15 protein-coding genes and 1 pseudogene are annotated in these 14,258 nt (G+C 62.8%); 11 read left to right on the top strand and 5 right to left on the bottom strand.

The genetic code is table 11. From position 1 onward, the window contains the following. Positions 1-12 precede the first annotated feature (12 nt). On the bottom strand, positions 13-789 hold the full coding sequence (locus X757_RS159385; RefSeq protein ID WP_023699644.1) for a VOC family protein: 777 nt from the start codon (positions 787-789) through the stop codon (positions 13-15). 194 nt (positions 790-983) lie between these two features. On the opposite strand from X757_RS159385, the gene X757_RS159390 reads away from it, so the two are divergent. Beyond that, the gene (locus X757_RS159390; protein ID WP_023699643.1) at positions 984-1,703 is read left to right on the top strand and encodes a gamma-glutamylcyclotransferase; all 720 of its coding nucleotides are present in this window, start codon (positions 984-986) and stop codon (positions 1,701-1,703) included. A 68-nt stretch (positions 1,704-1,771) separates the two neighbouring features. Here X757_RS159390 and X757_RS159395 read toward each other — a convergent pair whose 3' ends face one another. Next, complete coding sequence (locus X757_RS159395) at positions 1,772-2,215, bottom strand: hypothetical protein (protein WP_156933406.1); 444 nt, start codon at positions 2,213-2,215, stop codon at positions 1,772-1,774. 212 nt (positions 2,216-2,427) lie between these two features. Here X757_RS159395 and X757_RS159400 point away from each other — a divergent pair, with 212 nt between their 5' ends. From X757_RS159400 to X757_RS159425, 6 genes are all read left to right on the top strand, one after another. Next, positions 2,428-3,783, top strand: a complete 1,356-nt coding sequence (locus X757_RS159400) for an NAD(P)-dependent oxidoreductase (protein WP_023725399.1) — start codon at positions 2,428-2,430, stop codon at positions 3,781-3,783. Positions 3,784-3,788: 5 nt separating this feature from the next. Beyond that, positions 3,789-4,631 carry a class I SAM-dependent methyltransferase gene (locus X757_RS159405; protein WP_023690824.1) on the top strand — a complete coding sequence of 281 codons (843 nt, stop codon included), beginning with the start codon at positions 3,789-3,791 and terminating at the stop codon, positions 4,629-4,631. A gap of 12 nt (positions 4,632-4,643) precedes the next feature. Then, on the top strand, positions 4,644-5,957 hold the full coding sequence (gene preA, locus X757_RS159410; RefSeq protein ID WP_023699020.1) for an NAD-dependent dihydropyrimidine dehydrogenase subunit PreA: 1,314 nt from the start codon (positions 4,644-4,646) through the stop codon (positions 5,955-5,957). Between the two features lie 109 nt (positions 5,958-6,066). After that, the gene (locus X757_RS159415) at positions 6,067-6,585 is read left to right on the top strand and encodes an Rrf2 family transcriptional regulator (protein WP_023697058.1); all 519 of its coding nucleotides are present in this window, start codon (positions 6,067-6,069) and stop codon (positions 6,583-6,585) included. 32 nt (positions 6,586-6,617) lie between these two features. Then, positions 6,618-7,076, top strand: coding sequence for a carboxymuconolactone decarboxylase family protein (locus X757_RS159420; protein ID WP_023668206.1), 459 nt, complete (start codon positions 6,618-6,620; stop codon positions 7,074-7,076). 71 nt (positions 7,077-7,147) lie between these two features. Beyond that, positions 7,148-7,525, top strand: a complete 378-nt coding sequence (locus X757_RS159425; RefSeq protein WP_023725398.1) for a DoxX family protein — start codon at positions 7,148-7,150, stop codon at positions 7,523-7,525. Between the two features lie 2 nt (positions 7,526-7,527). Here the strand turns inward: X757_RS159425 and X757_RS159430 are convergent, their stop codons facing one another. Both X757_RS159430 and X757_RS01000000164550 read right to left on the bottom strand, forming a co-directional pair. Continuing rightward, positions 7,528-8,250 (bottom strand): SDR family oxidoreductase, encoded by a 723-nt coding sequence (locus X757_RS159430; RefSeq protein ID WP_023725397.1) that lies wholly within the window; start codon positions 8,248-8,250, stop codon positions 7,528-7,530. After that, positions 8,247-9,085: pseudogene (locus X757_RS01000000164550) on the bottom strand (SDR family oxidoreductase). Before X757_RS01000000164550 ends, X757_RS159430 begins: the two are co-directional and overlap by 4 nt. A gap of 99 nt (positions 9,086-9,184) precedes the next feature. On the opposite strand from X757_RS01000000164550, the gene X757_RS159435 reads away from it, so the two are divergent. Next, positions 9,185-10,057 carry a helix-turn-helix transcriptional regulator gene (locus tag X757_RS159435; RefSeq protein WP_023697054.1) on the top strand — a complete coding sequence of 291 codons (873 nt, stop codon included), beginning with the start codon at positions 9,185-9,187 and terminating at the stop codon, positions 10,055-10,057. Positions 10,058-10,066: 9 nt separating this feature from the next. Here the strand turns inward: X757_RS159435 and X757_RS159440 are convergent, their stop codons facing one another. After that, positions 10,067-10,696 (bottom strand): TetR family transcriptional regulator C-terminal domain-containing protein, encoded by a 630-nt coding sequence (locus X757_RS159440; protein WP_023687993.1) that lies wholly within the window; start codon positions 10,694-10,696, stop codon positions 10,067-10,069. Positions 10,697-10,951: 255 nt separating this feature from the next. On the opposite strand from X757_RS159440, the gene X757_RS159445 reads away from it, so the two are divergent. From X757_RS159445 to X757_RS159455, 3 genes are all read left to right on the top strand, one after another. Then, complete coding sequence (locus X757_RS159445; RefSeq protein WP_023687994.1) at positions 10,952-12,280, top strand: aspartate aminotransferase family protein; 1,329 nt, start codon at positions 10,952-10,954, stop codon at positions 12,278-12,280. A gap of 112 nt (positions 12,281-12,392) precedes the next feature. Continuing rightward, positions 12,393-12,839 carry an endonuclease domain-containing protein gene (locus X757_RS159450; protein WP_023725396.1) on the top strand — a complete coding sequence of 149 codons (447 nt, stop codon included), beginning with the start codon at positions 12,393-12,395 and terminating at the stop codon, positions 12,837-12,839. Positions 12,840-12,981: 142 nt separating this feature from the next. Further along, entirely contained in the window at positions 12,982-14,232 is a 1,251-nt protein-coding gene (locus tag X757_RS159455; protein WP_023725395.1) for a Zn-dependent hydrolase, read from the top strand. Positions 14,233-14,258: the final 26 nt, after the last annotated feature.

Raw genomic sequence — 14,258 nt, 5'->3', positions numbered from 1 at the left:
TACCGGAGGGGATCAGCGGCCCGGCGCGATCAGCGCGAAATAGGCGCCTTGCGGATCGGTGAACTGGGCAATCCATTGGCCGGTCGGCACCGGCATCGGACCCATGACAATCTTGCCGCCATTGTCGGTGACGCGTTTGGCGGCTGCGTCGATGGCGTCGACATTGAAGTAGAACAGCCAGACCGGCACCGGCAGCTGTTGCGGCTTGTTCATGATGCCGCCGCCGGATTCAGGGCCGGCTGAGAAGGTCTGATAGATGCCCATCTCGCCGACGTCCATGCTACCGGCATCAGTCCAGCCGAACTGGCTTGAATAGAAATCGAAGGCCTTCTGGCGGTCGGCCGCATAAAGCTCGTGCCAGCCGACATGGCCCGGCGTCGTTGCCGGAAGGACGGGCTGGTCGGGGCCATTGGGCTGCAGGAACATGAAGGCGGCGCCTTGCGGGTCGGCGACGACGGAGAAACGGCCGACGCCGGGAATGTCGTCGGGTTCGCGGTGAACAGCCCCGCCGGCGGCTTTCAGTGCCTCGGTCGAGGCATCGGTATCGCTGGTGTGGATATAGCCGAACCAGGCCGGCTTCAGACCCGTCCTGGCTGCTTCCTCGGGCAGGGTCATCAGCCCGCCGACGCCACGCTCGGCGGAGTTCACCACGATATAGCGCGGCATGCCGGGCGCCTTGTCGAAGGGCTCGGCCCGCCAGCCGACCACGCTGGTGTAGAACGCTTGCGCCGCATCGAGGTCGCTGGTCATCAACTCGTACCAGAAGAAGGGCATTGGGGATTTCGGCATTTTCGGTCTCCTCACCTTCATGCATAGATCGTCGTCCGATCCATCAAAGGACGTTTCAGCGACGCGAATCCGACAGCGAAGCGGAGAAAGTTCAACGGCTGCGTTGACACATCGTTCCGCACTTCGTCCCGCTCGACGCCTTGCACGTGCGGCGGTTTTCGACTTTCCTTGGGCAAACGAGGGGTAGTCGTTTCATGCGCCTTATGTCGCTCACGCCTGAGCTTGTGTCACTGTGTCATCGCGAAGAGGTCGATCCCGGGCCGGACGGCAGCTGGACGCAGCTGAACGACGAGGATTTTCGCACGCTTGCCTTACAGCTCTCCGACGAAGCCGATGCGGGGCCGTTATGGGTGTTCGCCTATGGCTCGCTGATCTGGAAGCCGGCTTTCGAGTCCGTCGAACGCCAGCGCGCCACTGCGTTTGGCTGGCATCGCTCCTTCTGCCTCGACATGGTGCGCTGGCGCGGCAGCGTCGCGCAGCCGGGGCTGATGATGGCGCTCGAACGCGGCGGCCGATGCGACGGCGTCATCTACCGCCTGCCCGACGGCGACAAGCCGCAGCAGATCGAAAGACTGCTGCGGCGCGAGATCGACGACCATGAGAGTGTCAGCTCGGTCCGGTGGGTTCCCGTGCGCACGGAGCAGGGCCGGATACGGGCGCTCGGCTTCTGGGTCGGGGTGACCGGCAGGGGAACGTCGCTCGGGCAGCCGCTGGACACGGTGGCGGGGGTGCTTGCCAGAGCCTGCGGCCATGTCGGCTCGGGCGCGGAATATCTCTACAACACCGTCAGCCACCTCGAGGAATTCGGCATCCGCGACCGCAATCTGTGGCGGCTGCAGCAACTGGTTGCCGACGAGATCAGGTCGATCCATGGCGGCCGCTCAGATGCCAGCCTACAGCTGGCACCTTCGTAGCGAACAGCCACCAATCTTGGCCTGTGCCGGAGCGTATGCGGTTTCAAGGCGTTTCGCTCCCCGGGTGATCAGATCCAAGAAGGAGTGGCTTCACGAGCAATGACCTCAACCGTGCATTCGAGACTGAGCAGCAGAAAATGCGTACAGTCTTCTGTCGGGCCAAGTGTCGATCGCAACCAGTGCGAGTTCTCCACTCGCAGGATCGGCCACCTGTAGGAGGCTTGCCTGCCAGATCCAATCAATGGGATCGAGGTGTCCGCACGGATTTTGGTCAGTCCCAGCATGTCATCATGGGCAGCCAGGGCTACTACCCCTTGAAAATCGATCTTGAGAGTTCGTTCCGATGTCCCGAAGTCGCCTTCGACGGTCAGCTCAAAGTTATTGTCGGATTCTAGACGCCACACCTGACAGGCAGCCAGAGGTAAATCTCCCACGGGCTCCCACCGGTGAGCCGTCTCCCTATCATCGGTCATCGCCTTCTCCGTTGAATGAAAGCCGCGCATCGTGCTCAAGCGCCCTATCATTTCGCGCTGGCCTGGAACAGCTTGCCGCGACTTGGAGCTTGTCGCGCTCCCCTCTTTGAGGACGCAACCGTCACTCATAACATGAGCAACTAAATCATATTATCAGCTAATCTTTTCAGCGGCTTGGGTCGAAAATTGACCAATTGATAAAAAAATAAAACGTGCTAGCCTTCCCCAAAACGAAAACAGGGGAACTGACGATGCCAGAAGGCCAGTTCAAGGACGGCATTGCCGGCGGCCGGCTTGCCGCCGACCAGTACGCCGAGAATTTTTCCGATCTGCATCCGCCGCTCGATCACCACGAAGCGCTGGTCGAATCCGATCGCTGCTATTTCTGCTACGACGCGCCGTGCATGAATGCATGCCCGACCTCGATCGACATTCCGCTGTTCATCCGCCAGATATCGACCGGCAACCCGATCGGTTCGGCCAAGACGATTTTCGACCAGAACATACTGGGTGGCATGTGCGCCCGCGTCTGCCCGACCGAGACGCTTTGCGAAGAGGTCTGCGTGCGCGAGGTGGCGGAAGGCAAGCCGGTGCAGATCGGCCGCCTGCAACGCTACGCCACCGATGTCGCCATGGCCGAGCACAAGCAGTTTTATCCGCGCGCTGAATCGACCGGCAAGTCGGTCGCCGTCGTGGGCGCCGGACCGGCCGGTCTTGCCGCGGCCCACCGGCTCGCCCGCCAGGGCCATGACGTCACCATTCTGGAAGCCCGCCCGAAGGCCGGCGGCCTCAATGAGTATGGTATCGCCGCCTACAAAAGCATCGACAATTTCGCCCAGGCCGAGGTCGACTATGTCACGGGGATCGGCGGCATCGATATCCATAACGGCAAGGCGCTCGGCCGCGACTACCAGCTGTCGGACCTGATCCTGAATTACGATGCCGTCTTCCTCGGCATGGGGCTTGGCGGCGTGAATGCGTTGCGCACGGATGGCGAGGACGCCGATGGCGTTGTCAATGCGGTCGAGTTCATCGCCGAGCTACGCCAGGCCAGCGATTTCGCGAGCCTGCCGGTCGGCCGGCGCGTCGTCGTCATCGGCGGCGGCATGACGGCGATAGATGCCGCCGTGCAATCGAAGCTGCTCGGCGCCGAGGAGGTGACGATCTGCTACCGGCGCGGCCAGGAACACATGAACGCTTCCGAGTTCGAGCAGGATCTGGCTGCCGCCAACGGCGTCACCATCCGCCACTGGCTGCAGCCGAAGCGGGTCATTGCCGAAGGTGGCAAAGTGTCGGGCATCGAGCTCGAATACACCGCGATGAACGGCGACAGTCTTGTCGGCACCGGCGAGCGGCTGACGCTGACCGCCGACCAGGTGTTCAAGGCAATCGGCCAGAGCTTTGTGCCGGCAGCCCTCAACGGAAGCGGTGCCTCGATCGACCTCGAAGCCGGCCGCATCAAGGTCGATGCGGAAGGGCGAACCTCGCTCGCCAATGTCTGGGCCGGCGGCGACTGCATTTTTGGCGGCGATGACTTGACGGTATCGGCCGTCGCGCAAGGCCGCGACGCGGCGGAGAGCATCAACCGGAGTCTGGCACAGGGATAGAGATCATGGCCTCAGTGGAATCAGGCATCGCGCGTCACTACGACGTCTCGGATCTTGAGCAGCACATTCTTGCCGTGCTCGCCGATACCGGCGTGGAAATTGCCCATCTACGCGCTGGCGATCTCGAAGCGGTCGACGAGTTCCACATTGGCGGTATCGCCGCCACCAGGGAACTCATCGGCCAGATGGGTTTGAAGCCGGGGGCCAGGCTGCTCGACATTGGTTCCGGCGTGGGTGGTCCAGCCCGCTTCGCCGCCAACAATGCCGGCGCCGATGTCACCGGCATTGATCTGACGCAAAGCTATGTCGACATCGCGACCAGCCTGTCGAAGCGGGTGGGAATGGCCGACAAAGTCCGGTTCGTGCAGGGCAGCGCGCTGGACATGCCGTTCAGCAACAAAAGCTTTGATACGGCCATGATCCTGCATGTCGGCATGAATCTTCCCGACAAAAAAAAGCTGATGAGCGAGGCGGCGCGTGTGCTCAAGCCGGGCGGCGTCTTTGCCGTCTACGATGTGATGCGGCTCAAGGCAGGTGCGCTGACCTATCCGCTGCCATGGGCATCCGACGAGAGCATGTCCTTCGTTGCCACGCCCGACGACTATCGTTCGGCTGCCGCCGCCGCGGGGTTCTCTGTAACCGCCGAGCGCCCTCGTGGCGCCTTCGCCATCGAATTTTTCGACACGATACGGGCGCGCATGGCTGCGGCGCAGGCGGAAGGAAAAAAGCCGCCGCCTGGCGTTAATCTTATCATGGGCGAGAACGCCGGCACCAAGATCGCCAATCTCACCCCCGCGCTTAAAGGCGGCATTCTCGCACCCGTGGAAATGCTCCTTCGTCTCGGTTGAAAGGGACCTGTCATGGCAGACATCCGCAACAATTTCGTCGGCATCAAATCGCCCAATCCGTTCTGGCTGGCTTCGGCGCCGCCGACCGACAAGGCCTACAATGTCATCCGCGCCTTCAAGGCGGGCTGGGGCGGCGTCGTGTGGAAGACGCTGGGCGAAGAAGGTCCGCCGGTGGTCAACGTCAACGGCCCGCGTTATGGCGCGATCTGGGGGGCCGACCGGCGCCTGCTCGGCCTCAACAATATCGAGCTGATCACCGACCGCGATTTGCAGGTCAATCTGCGCGAGATCAAGCAGGTCAAGAAGGACTGGCCCGACCGCGCCATCGTCGTCTCACTGATGGTGCCATGCGTCGAGGAAAGCTGGAAGGCGATCCTGCCGGTGGTCGAGGAGACCGAAGCCGACGGCATCGAGCTCAATTTCGGCTGCCCGCACGGCATGTCGGAACGCGGCATGGGCGCGGCTGTCGGCCAGGTGCCGGAATACATCGAAATGGTGGTGCGCTGGTGCAAGGCCAACACCCGCATGCCTGTCATCACCAAGCTGACGCCGAATATCACCGATGTGCGCAAGCCGGCGCGCGCCGCACTCTCCGGCGGAACCGACGCGGTGTCGCTGATCAACACCATCAACTCGATCACCGGCGTCGACCTAGACAGTTTCGCGCCGCAGCCGACCATCGACGGCAAAGGCTCGCATGGCGGCTATTGCGGCCCGGCGGTGAAGCCGATTGCCATGAACATGGTGGCCGAGATCGCCCGCGATCCGGAAACGCGCGGCCTGCCGATCTCCGGCATTGGCGGCATCACCACCTGGCGCGATGCGGCTGAATTCATGGCGCTCGGCGCCGGCAATGTGCAGGTGTGCACGGCGGCGATGACATACGGCTTCAAGATCGTGCAGGAGATGATCGCCGGTCTCGAAAACTGGATGGACGAGAAAGGCCACGCCTCGCTCAACGACATTGTCGGCCGCGCCACGCCCAACGTCACCGACTGGCAGTATCTCAACCTCAATTACATCGCCAAGGCGCATATCGACCAGGACGCCTGCATCAAATGCGGCCGCTGCCACATCGCCTGCGAGGACACTTCGCACCAGGCAATCACCAACATGGTCGACGGCGTCAGGCATTTCGAGGTGATCGAGGCCGAATGCGTCGGCTGCAATCTGTGCGTCAATGTCTGCCCGGTCGAGAACTGCATCACCATGGAGCCGCTGGCCGCCGGCGTCATGGACCAGCGCACCGGCAAGCCGGTGTCGCCGGTCTATGCCAACTGGACGACGCACCCGAACAACCCGATGGCCAAGGTGGCCGCAGAGTAGGGAACGGGTCGAAGAAAAAAGCGGCGCTTTCGAGCGCCGTTTTTCATTTTCCTATTGCAGATAAAAATTATCCACGATATAAGATATCCATGAATCGGAGATCAACATCATGAAGCTGGGCGAGGGCGTTGAAGCGGCCATCCATTGCGCGGCCACACTGGCCAGCGTGGAGGGCAACAGCACGATGCCGGGTGCTGCTTTGGCAGAGTCCTTCGGCCTGTCGCCGAGCTATCTGCTGAAACATCTGAACCAGCTGACTGCTGCGCGCATCCTGGAATCGGTGCCGGGACCGGCGGGCGGCTACCGGCTGGCGCGTCCGGCCGAGCGCATCACGCTGCTCGATATCGTGCTTGCGGTCGAGGGTCGCGAGCCGGCCTTCCGCTGCGGCGAGATCCGCCAGCGCGGCCCGGTCAAGATCGATGCTTCGGCCTATGTGAAGCCGTGCGGCATCAATGCCGCGATGCTGAAGGCCGAGCGCGCCTATCGCGCGGCCCTCGCGGAAACCCGGTTGTCCGACATCGTGGCTGATTACAAGGCCGAAGGCGATCCGCGATCGTTTGCCGCCAGCTGTGCCTTTGTCGCGCGCCATCAGCGGCCGCAGAAACCCGCTTCGACCAAACAGATTTAATCCCCCGCCAAACAGATGTGAAAGGAAAGACGATGAAACAGAGACTGCAATTCTTCGCCAAGGCGCCTGAGATCATGAAAGCCGTGTCGGCGCTCAACAAGGCGGTCGACGAATGCGGGCTTGAAGTGAGCCTGCTGCATTTGATCAAGCTCCGCGCCTCGCAGATCAATGGCTGCTCCTACTGCGTCGAGATGCATAGCCGCGAGGCGAGGCGCGATGGCGAAACCGAGACACGGCTCTATCTGGTTTCGGCTTGGAAGGAATCGCCGCTGTTTTCCGAGCGCGAACGCGCGGCGCTTGCTTGGACCGAGGCAACGACCCTGATCGCCAACAATGGCGTTTCGGACGAACTCTATGCCCGCACGCTAGAGCACTTCTCGGAAGAGGAACTGGTCAAGCTGTCGGTCGCGATCGGAATGATCAACACCTGGAACCGGCTCTGCATCCCCTTCCATGCCATCCATCCGATGCCGGCGGCCAAAGCAGCCTGACCGTCCGGTTTAGTCATGGAGCGCCGTCGGAGAGGGCGGCGCTCCAACTATTTTTCAAAGAGGAGGATTTCATGCCTGTCGATTTGCCTTCGAGCTTGTTGTTGCTGGGCCGCCTGTTGCTTGGCGGCGCCTTCGTTTTCGCCGGCCTACGCAACGTCCAGAACGATGCCTTCCTGACCGGGCTGATCGCTGCGCGCGGCGTGCCGCAGGCGAGATTGGCGTTGTGGGCCGGCATCGTCCTGCAGACCATTGCCGGCGCGCTGTTGATGGCCGGCCTGTGGACTGCGACCGCCTGCGCCGTGCTGCTGCTGTTTCTCATCGTCGCCACGCCGATGTTCCACAATTTCTGGGACCATCAGGGCCCTGACCGGGCCTCGCGCATCAACGGCTTCGTCGGCAACGTCGCACTGGCCGGAGGATTCCTGACGCTGATCGCGCAGTCGCTGTAAGGTCACGCCGCGTAGCGCAGGCCGCCGTCGCAGGTCAGCACCTGGCCGGTCATGAAGCCGTTGGAGACGAGAAAGGCGATTGCGCCGGCGACGTCTTCGGCGCGGCCGATCCTGCCCACCGGGGTTTTGCCGGCATATTCGCTGAACACCGCCTGCCGCTGGTCTTCGGCCAGGAAATCCCACCACGGCGTGTCGATGACGCCGGGGGCAACGACATTGACGCGCAGAGGCTTCAGTTCGACCGCCAGGATCGGCACCACCGTCAACAGCATGCCGTTGACGGCGGCAATGCCAGCCACGCCGGGCGCCGACAATTGTGCCGACACCGCCGAGATGAAAGTGACCGATCCCGATCTGTTGAGCGTCGGCAAGGCAGCCTGCAAACAGGACAGCTGCGGCCTGACTTTCTCGTCGACGCCGCCGGCGATGTCTGAGAGATCGAGGGTTTCGAACGGCCCAAGTCCCTTGCCGCCGCTGGCAGCCAGCACGAGGTGATCGAACGGTCCGAGTTCCCCAAAGAACTGGCGGACTTCGTCCGGCTTCGAAGCATCGAAGCCCGCTTTTTCGGCGGCGCCGCCGAGGCTCTTCCAGGCGCTGGTGAGCTTGTCCTGGTTTCGTCCGGTGATGGTCACCTTCATGCCTGGGCCCAGCAGTTTTCGCGCCGTTGCCAGGCCGATGCCGGATGAGCCGCCGACGACGACCGTGTGTTCGATCTTGCCGGTCATGAATGCTGTTCCTTCGATTGTGGGGAAGCCTGGCCGACGAAGTCGAGGCTCAGGGTTCGCAATTGCTGTCTGGCCTTGGCGTCATAGGCTTGTGCTTCGGCGCGGGATTCCTTTTGGCCATGAAATAGAGGCCACTGCGGCCCTCCAGGGCGGGCGATGTCGCGAGGTTGAGAATGGCGTCGGCGCCGGTCTCGACCGAGCTCCATGGCGTCACGCCGGCTTGGCGGACCATGGTGGTGTTCATGTAGCTCGCTGGATGCAGAGCGTTGACGGTGACGCCGCTGCCTTTCAACTCTCCGGCCAGGTCGATGGTGAACAGGATCTGCGCCAGCTTGCTCTGGCAATAGGCGCGCACGCCGTCATAGGAACGTGTCAGCATGACATCGCCGAAATCGATCGCCTGCTGGCCGGCCGAAGCGACGTTGATGATGCGCGCCGGCGAACTCGCCTTGAGCAGCGGCAGCAGTTCCGAGGTCAGCAGGAAACCGGCGAGATAGTTGACCGCAAAGCGCAGTTCGAAGCCGTCGGCGCTGAGCTGTCGCTTGGCGCCGGCCGTGCCGATGCCGGCATTGTTGATGAGGATGTCGAGCCGGTCGGTTTTTGCGCGTACGGCCTCGGCGAGGCGGCGGACCTCGGCTAGCGACGCGAGGTCGGCAGCAAGGAACTCGGCTTTGCCGCCGGCGGATTCGATTTCTGCGACGGTTGCCTTGCCTCTTGCTGCATCGCGGCCATGCACCAGCACGCGCGCGCCGCCGGCGCCAAGCTGTTGCGCGACGACACGGCCGACGCCATCGGTCGAACCGGTGATGAGGATTGTCTTGTCTTTCAGATCCATATTCAGAGCCTCCATCTTTCTGGATGGAAGATGGGGCGCCTGACGCAGCCCAAACAGTTCAAACTTTATCCTGGTATCAATACTGCTATAATAGCTCTCATGGATGCCCCCACGCACTCCGCTGAAGACAGCCGCCGGCGCGAGCTTGGCGCCTTCCTGCGCTCGCGCCGCGAAAGATTGACGCCGTCCGCCACCGGCATCGCGACCGGTCTGCGGAGACGTACGCCCGGCTTGCGTCGCGAGGAAGTGGCGATGATCGCCGGCGTCGGCACCACCTGGTACACATGGCTAGAGCAGGGGCGCGAGGTCAGACCCTCGGTGGAGGTGCTAGCGGCGCTCAGCGAAGCGCTGCGCCTCGACGCCGTCGAAAGGCGGCATCTGTTCATCCTGGCAGGCCGCCAGCAACCGGAGAACCGCGTGGCTGCGCCGGAAAAGGTCGATGGCCCGCTGATGCATATGCTGGAGAGCCTGGTGCTGCAGCCGGCCTATGTCGTCGGGCGGCGCTGGGACGTGCTGGCCTGGAATCCGGCGGCGGTAGCGGTGTTCGGTGATTATGGCCTGCTAGAGGGCGACGCCCGCAACATCGTCCACATGGTGTTCACCAATCCGCATCACCGGCGCCTGCTGGTTGACTGGGAGCAATTGGCGCGCACCGTGCTGGCCTCGTTCCGGGCGGAAAGCGCCCGCTATGTGGGCGATGCGGATTTCGAGCGGCTGATCGTGCTTATGACGCGCTCAAGTCCGGAGTTTCGCGACTGGTGGCCGCAACGCGACGTGGCACGCCGATTGTCGGGGGTGAAACATGTCCGACATCCGAGCGCCGGCGCCATGACGTTCGAGCATATGAGCCTGTCGATCGACGACGGCTCGGACATGAAGCTGATCGTCTACACGCCGCTGGCCGAACAGAATTCGATCGAGAAGCTGCAGAATTTGCTTGAGGCGATGCCGGCGGAGCGCCGCAGCGCCTGACGCCCAAGGTCAGCCCTTCGGCTTCAGCCCATCAATGAACAACTGCTCCAGAAACCGCGCCGCATCCTCGAAGCGGCCGTCGCCGCCGCGATCGGGCCCAAGCACCGCGCGGACCTGGACATCGAAATCGGCATAGTGCTGCGTCGTCGCCCAGATCGAAAAGATCAGGTGCCAGGGATCGGTGCGGGCGATTTTTCCTGCGCGCATCCAGCCCTTGATGACGTTGGCCTTCTCGTCGACCAGCGTTTTCAGCTCACCCGCCAGCAGCGGCATGATGCGCGGCGCGCCTTGCAGGATCTCGTTGGCGAACAGCCGGCTCTCCCTGGGAAAATCACGCGCCATTTCGAGCTTGCGCCGGATGTAGCTCCTGAGCTCGGTCAGGGGGTCGCCGATGTCGTCGAGTTCACGTAGCGGCGCCAGCCACGTCGCCAGCAGCCGCTCCATCAGCGTTTCGTGGATGTCTTCCTTGCGGCGGAAATAATAGAGCAGGTTCGGCTTCGACATCCCCGCGGCCTCGGCGATCTGGTCGATGGTCGAGCCGCGAAAGCCGTTGGTGGAGAAGACTTCGAGCGCTGCTTCCAGGATCAGTTCGCGCTTTTCCTGCTGGATGCGGGTGCGGCGAGGGGCTGAGCCTTCCATGGCGCCGCTCACCCCTGCAAGCCTTGGCCGAGCGGGTCATCTGGACCAATTCTCTGGACCAGTTTTTCTCTTACCCGTGGAGCGCACTTCGCAGGCCGCATTTCCGCTAGTAATCCCTTGACCGCCGACAGGGCGGTGCTAACGTTTGTCCAATCGGTCAAAAATTTGCGTAGCATGAAAACGCAGCAAAGACCAAGCTTTGGAAAGACCAAGCGTTAGCCGCACCGAAACAGGTTACAAGGGGAAGTCTTGGTCATGTCCAACCGGCTGAAAGTCACGCCGAACGATCTCAGCGCATTCTGGATGCCGTTCACCGCGAACCGGCAGTTCAAACAGGCGCCACGCATGTTCGTGTCCGCCAAGGACATGCACTACACCACCAGCGACGGCCGCAAGGTGCTCGACGGCACCGCCGGCCTGTGGTGCGTCAATGCCGGCCATTGCCGTCCCAAGATCACGGAAGCGATCCAGCATCAGGCGGCCGAACTCGACTATGCGCCGGCCTTCCAGATGGGACACCCGATCGTGTTCGAACTGGCAAACCGCCTGGTCGATCTGGCGCCCAAGGGCATGGACCATGTCTTCTTCACCAATTCCGGTTCGGAATCGGTCGAAACGGCGCTGAAGATGGCGATCGCCTATCACCGTGTGAAGGGCGAGGGCGCGCGCACCCGCCTGATCGGCCGCGAACGCGGCTATCACGGCGTCAATTTCGGCGGCATCTCGGTCGGCGGCATCGTCACCAACCGCAAGATGTTCGGCACGCTGCTCGGCGGCGTCGACCACATGCCGCACACGCATCTGCCGGAAAAGAACGCCTTCTCCAAGGGCGTGCCGGAATATGGCGCGGAACTCGCCAACGAGTTGGAGCGCATCGTTGCCCTGCATGACGCCTCGACCATCGCCGCCGTCATCGTCGAACCGGTCGCCGGCTCCACCGGCGTCATCCTGCCGCCGAAGGGCTATCTGCAGAAACTGCGCGAGATCTGCACCAAGCACGGCATTTTGCTGATCTTCGACGAGGTCATCACCGGTTTCGGCCGTCTCGGCGCGCCGTTCGCAGCGGATTATTTCGGCGTCACGCCCGACATCATGACCACCGCCAAGGGCGTCTCCAACGGCGTCATCCCGATGGGCGCGGTGTTCGTGAAGAAGGAAATCCACGACGCCTTCATGACCGGCCCCGAGCACATGATCGAGTTCTTCCACGGCTACACCTATTCGGGCAATCCGATTGCGTGCGCCGCGGCACTCGGCACGCTCGACACCTACAAGGAAGAGGGCCTGCTCACCCGCGGCGAGGAACTGGCGCCGTACTGGGAAGATGCGCTGCATTCGCTGAAGGGCGAGCCGCATGTCATCGACATCCGGAATATCGGCCTGATCGGCGCGATCGAACTGGCGCCGATCGCCGGCAGCCCGACCAAGCGGGCCTTCTCGGCCTTCGTCAAGGCGTTCGAGCGCGGCGCGCTGATCCGCACCACCGGCGACATCATCGCGCTGTCGCCGCCGCTGATCATCACCAAGGGCCAGATCAACGAATTGATCGACCATGTCAGAGAAGTGCTGAGGGCGATCGATTGACAAACCGGGCGCGGATAGCCCTCCCCCTCGAGGGGAGGGTGGCCGCGAAGCGGTCGGGTGGGGTCGGTGCGACCGGACGCCGACCTGCTCTTTTGTTCCGAGGCCGCTCCTGATGCCCCGTACCCGCGTGAGCTTCGAAATGCGCCAAAAGGCGCGAGCGCTTCGAATTCACGCGACCAAGGGAGAATCGCTGCTGTGGTATGAACTGCGGGACCTGAAATCAGCCGGCATCAAGTTTCGCCGTCAGTGCCCGATTGGCCCGTACATCGTGGATTTTGCCTGCTTGGCGGTGAAGCTGATCGTTGAGGTCGATGGCGACATGCACGAACACGACAGGGGTAGTCGGCACGATGCCGTTCGCGATGCTTATCTGCGATCGCTCGGATTTGAAGTCTTCCGTGTTGACGAGCCCGATGTCATAAACAGCGCTTGGCACGTCGCGCAGGTGGTCAAAGAGAAGGTCGCGCGCGTCGCGGGCGACCCCACCCGACCGCTTCGCGGCCACCCTCCCCTCGAGGGGGAGGGGGACGCCGCCGCCCCGCAACCGATGAGGTTTTAGAGCATGGCCGCCCCAGGCGAGAATCTGCGANACCATGTCAGAGAAGTGCTGAGGGCGATCGATTGACAAACCGGGCGCGGATAGCCCTCCCCCTCGAGGGGAGGGGGACGCCGCCGCCCCGCAACCGATGAGGTTTTAGAGCATGGCCGCCCCAGGCGAGAATCTGCGAATCAATTCAGACCGTTTGTGGGATTCCATCATGCAGATGGCGAAGATCGGCCCCGGTATTGCCGGCGGCAACAATCGCCAGACCGTGACCGACGAGGACGGCGAGGGACGGCATCTGTTCAAGCGCTGGTGCGAGGCGGCCGGGCTCGAAATGGGGCTTGACGAAATGGGCACCATGTTTGCCCGCCGGGAAGGCGCTGATCCCAGCCTGCCGCCGGTTTATGTCGGCAGCCATCTCGACACGCAGCCGACCGGCGGCAAATATGACGGCGTGCTCGGCGTGCTCGGCGGGCTGGAGATTATTCGCTCGCTTAACGATCTCGGCATCCAGACCAGGCATCCGATCGTCGTTACCAACTGGACCAATGAGGAAGGCTCGCGCTTTGCCCCGGCTATGATGGCGTCCGGCGTGTTCGCCGGTGTGCTCGAGCAGGCGGACGTGTATCAGCACACCGATAAACAGGGGAAAAAGTTCGGCGAGGAGCTGGAGCGCATTGGCTGGAAGGGAACCGAGAAGGTCGGCGACCGCAAGATCCACGCCTTCTTCGAACTGCATATCGAGCAGGGGCCGATCCTCGAGGACGAAGGCATCGACATTGGCGTCGTCACCCACGGCCAGGGCCTGAAATGGCTGCAGGTAACGCTGACCGGCAAGGAGGCGCATACCGGCTCGACGCCGATGCCCAAGCGCCGTAATGCCGGTCTAGGCATGGCGCGCGTGGTCGAGCTGGTGCATGAGATCGCCATGGACTACCAGCCCGACGCCGTCGGCGCGGTCGGCCACATGGAGGTGTTTCCGAACTCGCGCAACATCATTGCGGGACGCACCGTCTTCACCATCGACATCCGTTCGCCCGAGAAGGAAGTGCTGGACGCGATGGATGGGCGCATACGCGAAGGCATCGACACGATCTGTGAGGCGCTCGACATCCAGTACAAGGTCGAGCAGGTCGGCGCTTTCGATCCGGTCACCTTCGATGCCGGCTGCGTCAAGGCGGTCCGCGACGCCGCCGAGCGGCTCGGCTATTCCCACCGCAACCTCGTATCCGGCGCCGGCCACGACGCCTGCTGGATCAACCGCGTCGCGCCGACCGCCATGGTGATGTGCCCCTGCGTTGACGGGTTGTCACACAACGAGGCCGAGGAAATCACCAAGGAATGGGCCGGCGCCGGCGCCGACGTGCTGTTCCATGCGGTGGTAGAGACAGCGGGGATCGTGGCGTGAACTAAGATCTGTATTCAAAACGACGC

Origin of the sequence: Mesorhizobium sp. LSHC412B00 (assembly GCF_000503035.1) — a bacterium.
In the GTDB taxonomy this organism is placed as follows: domain Bacteria; phylum Pseudomonadota; class Alphaproteobacteria; order Rhizobiales; family Rhizobiaceae; genus Mesorhizobium.
This window is presented reverse-complemented; position numbering and strand designations above follow the sequence as displayed.